Source organism: Laedolimicola ammoniilytica (assembly GCF_025567165.1).
Classification (GTDB): domain Bacteria; phylum Bacillota; class Clostridia; order Lachnospirales; family Lachnospiraceae; genus Laedolimicola; species Laedolimicola ammoniilytica.
The window spans coordinates 35,981-39,736 of sequence record NZ_JAOQKC010000028.1; the positions used below are offsets into that span (position 1 = coordinate 35,981).

A 3,756-nucleotide genomic window follows, 5' to 3' on the forward strand; every position below is an offset into this window, starting at 1 on the left:
CACATGGTCAATATCATTTTGGGCAAAAGAAAAAGCAGAGGATGTATGCGCTACATACTCTGCTTCATCTATGGATTGGATCTGTTCCGCTTCGGAGAGGAACAGGTTTAGGGTCAGCTGTTGATAAGCTCCGCCATCAGAATCTCCTCTGCCTGAGCTTTGCAGGTGTTCATCAGCCCCACCCACTTCATGGGATCGCTGGCTTTCAGTTCCTCGGTGGCTCCCGCTTCCTTCGCCAGCTGGGGCATCATCTGCTCCAGTCTGTTCTGGGCGGTCTCGTCGATCTCCAGAAGGTGCTGGTACAGCTTCTCGCTCAGCAGCATCTGGTTGTAGAGGATGGGACGGTGTTCCTTCAGGTAGGTTTTCCTCATCCTGCCGTATTTGCCCAGAGGTTTCTCCGGCTGCTGGCTCAGCTTCAGGTCGGGAATCAGATAGTCTCCGTTCTGGATGTAGGTCATGGGATTGTTCATCTTGTTTGCTCCTTTCTTGGTTGGCTTCGCGCTCTGCATTTCGGACGGTGACGCCGATCTGCCGCAGCACCTGCTGGTTGATCTGACTGACCGCTGTTCCCAGCGCCCCGATGGTGGACGGGGTGTTGAAATCAAAGATCGCCATGAAATCTTCGTGGTCGAAGTAGCGTTCCGGCTCCAGTCCACAGCGGGACATCAAAGCGTAAGTGATGCTGACGGTGGCGGCTGCCTTGAACTGCACTCCGATGTTATACTCATCATATTCCTCCAAAAAGGAACCGTCAACGATATAGAAGAAGTCCTGCTGATGCTCCGTCCAGTATTCCTCGGCCAGTTTTCCGGCTACCTCCGTGAGCTGTCCGGCAAGGTCATCACCGGAAACATCATAGGTGCGCTCCAGCATGGCCTGCACGGAATCCAGATGGCGCTCCTCCAGCTGCCACAGCCAGGGAGTGCGGGAATGTTCACGGGTTCCGGTGTCGGAAATATCAAAGACATAGCGCAGGCGTGGTCTGTCTCCGGAATCGTCCACCAGAGCGATCCCCTTGGAGCCGCGTCTTACATACCGGCCCATCTTTTCATTCCACAAATCGTACTCTGCACAGGCGGTGGCGTCCGGTCGCTGGGCGTAGATCATCAGCTGCTCATGGAACGGGTACTTGTAAAGACGGGAAGCAGTGGTGAGAAACCCTGCCCATTCCTGCCAGCTCCCCGTGAGCTGTGTTGCCACCTTGTCCGCCATCTGTGCATATAGTTCAGCTTTGGTTAGCATGGTGTTCTGTCCTCCTTTCAGTTTTGGGGTAAAGAGGTGGGGTGGCAAATTGCCACCCCATCCCTGCGGTTATGCTGTTTACTGGTCAAAATCCGGGTACAGCTCCAGCTGGGCAAAGTCCTCATCGGTCATCGCACAGAGCTTCGTAAGGGCGCTGTCGGTTAGCTCCCTCAGTTCCGTTTCCTCCGGCGAAAGCTCGCCGCGCATCTCACGCAGGCTGTCGATCAATCCGGTGCGGCTGCCGGTATTGTAAATGCACATCAGGTTCATTTCCTCAAAAGTAAAGTTTCCCATATCAAATCTCCCTTTCCGCACTCTTTTTTGGTGCTGTCTTTTTGTGTTCTGTCTTGGGCTGGCCTTTCAGCTGCTCCATGACGGACTTTTTCTTTTCCCGTTCCTCCCGATGGGTGGCGGCTGCCAACTCCATCAGGGAAATGGGCTGACCGCTTCGGGCCTGCTGTTCCAGCTCTGCCACCGTAGGCTCTTTTGCGCCATTGTTGATGATACCGTCGATCATGCCATAATCGTCCTCCAGGGCCATTTCCGCATTTTTCAGCGGATTTTCCGGCAGGAATCCGGGGATCTGGGTAAAACCAACGCTGTCGCAGTAATGACAGGATACCTTACCGTCCTGTTTGATCGCAACGATGTCGCTGACGCTCATGGAGGGACTGTGAAAGTCTACGGGTTTTTCCAGATTGAATTGCTGATAGAGTTTTTCCAGCTGCTCCGGCACAGTGCCAGACTCACTCAGCGGAGCGGTGTAAATGAGGTCATAATTGCTGCGGTCTACGGAAACATCATGGGACTCTAACCAGTCCAGATTCATAAAGCGCACATTTTGCGGATCGTTACGGCTCACCTGGTAGATGGCAAAGCAGTTTCTGTTCTGGGAGAGAAATGCCTGTTCTCGTTCCTGCTGATGTTCCTGACGCTCCATGACCTTTTCGTGGAACTGAGGGCTTTTCTCCCATTCCTCGCGGTCCACACCGAAAAGACCGCCATGCTCCATGATTTCCTGCGGGTCAAACACCATGCTCTCCGTATTGTCCTCATGCAGCACATAGACGGTCAAACCGGCAGCATCCAGTTCCAGCGCCCGTTCTCTGGTGACAGGGAGCATCCCATCATAGAAGTAGCCGTATTCCTGCATATCCGGTGTGGATACCTGCTCATCAGGCATAGGGTATTCATCCAGCGCCTGCTCTTGTACTTCCGGCAGCTGAGAAGAAGCAGCCATCTGACTGGCCTCTGCCTGCATCTGCTGGTAGGCAGCTTCCTGCAAGGTCTCAATCATGGACAACGGTGCGTATTTTACCGAGTCTCTGCCCAAATCGTTGTCATCACAAATCTGGAGAACTGCCTTCATGTGGGAAATCTCCGGCATATCCAGCTGACCACCATCCAACTCTTTCATGGACGCGGCATCGTAAAGGGTATAGTCCCAGCCGCTGTCACAGGACTGGATATGAAGATAGGTGGCATCGTCAATCAGAAACAAAGCCTCCTGCTGGTTGGCATCCGCCCCCAGCACTTCCATTTCCGGCATTGCCGCAGCCAGTTCCTTTACCGCTTTTTGCACCAGAGGATTATCACGGTAATAGTCGATTGCCTGGATGGTGTCCAGGTCAATGGTCTGGCCGGTCAAAATCGGAAAAGGTCCTTCATAGTCGCTTCCGTCTTTCAGCTCAAAACCAATGCCCTTGATCCCGTTCATTCGTTCTGCCGGAATCTCCTGATAAATGCGGATTGCTTCCTCCAAAGACAAGTTATCGTGGTATTCTCCGAGGTTTGGAAATTCCATGCACTCTGCTACATAGTAAGTCAGATTGCTGGTTGGCTGCTCTATCGGGGCGGTTTCCGGCTCTGCCTTTGCATGAGGGTCGATTCCGCGCTCTTTGCAGATTTCCTTATAGTGGCGCTCAATGTCGGAGATCAAAGTGCCGGAGGTTTTGTTGATGGTCTCCAAACTGGCTCTCAGTTCTTTCAGCTCCTTGCCTTGACTCCAACTGGCAATATAGCCAAAGCTGTTTTCTCCAGTCTCGATGCCAAAATACTTGCAGACCGCATAGGAGATGCTTTCAGCCTCCACTTCTTCCGTGTGACGATCTTTCCTCTGTTTCTGCAAAAACTGGGAGAGGGTAGAAAAGCCACCGGTAAAATTCAGCCCTTTTTCCTCGGTCAGCATCAAGCGTCCATCTTCCGTCAGTTCCAACGGCTCTGTCAGCAGAACGGAGCCTGCATGGTTTACAACCACTCGTTCTTCCACACAGACCGGATCTCCAGGATCGTAGTCAGAACCGCGCAGATCATAACAATAAACGCCCTCTGGCAGATTATCGCGAGCAATCCGTCCGTTGGAGAACAGACCAAGTTTATCAAACAGCTCGATCTCCTGATATTGCTCGTCATTGGCAATCTGGATCTTTTTCTGATTGTGGAGCTTGCTGTGAGCAATCTCGTGAACCGTGGCCGAAACCGTCTGCACCTCGCTCATGCCCTGACGAATGGCAA

General features: G+C 52.7%; 4 protein-coding genes. 1 reads left to right on the top strand and 3 read right to left on the bottom strand.

Annotated elements, in window-relative coordinates; all coding sequences use genetic code 11:
- Window positions 1-113: 113 nt before the first annotated feature.
- Window positions 114-458 (bottom strand): TnpV protein, encoded by a 345-nt coding sequence (locus tag OCV63_RS15510; protein WP_349101367.1) that lies wholly within the window; start codon window positions 456-458, stop codon window positions 114-116.
- Between the two features lie 13 nt (window positions 459-471).
- On the opposite strand from OCV63_RS15510, the gene OCV63_RS15515 reads away from it, so the two are divergent.
- Window positions 472-1,224 (top strand): hypothetical protein, encoded by a 753-nt coding sequence (locus OCV63_RS15515; RefSeq protein ID WP_262670914.1) that lies wholly within the window; start codon window positions 472-474, stop codon window positions 1,222-1,224.
- 96 nt (window positions 1,225-1,320) lie between these two features.
- On the opposite strand, the gene OCV63_RS15520 is transcribed toward OCV63_RS15515, so the two are convergent.
- Together OCV63_RS15520 and OCV63_RS15525 are read right to left on the bottom strand one after the other, a co-directional pair.
- On the bottom strand, window positions 1,321-1,536 hold the full coding sequence (locus OCV63_RS15520; RefSeq protein ID WP_002570996.1) for a transposon-transfer assisting family protein: 216 nt from the start codon (window positions 1,534-1,536) through the stop codon (window positions 1,321-1,323).
- A gap of 1 nt (window position 1,537) precedes the next feature.
- On the bottom strand, window positions 1,538-3,756 hold a 2,219-nt coding region (locus OCV63_RS15525), incomplete at its 5' end, for a YodL domain-containing protein (protein ID WP_262670915.1).

Coding starts and splice junctions, on each gene's coding strand:
- OCV63_RS15510 (WP_349101367.1), bottom strand. CDS start 458: ATGACCTACATCCAGAACGGAGACTATCTGATTCCCGACCTGAAGCTG.
- OCV63_RS15520 (WP_002570996.1), bottom strand. CDS start 1,536: ATGGGAAACTTTACTTTTGAGGAAATGAACCTGATGTGCATTTACAAT.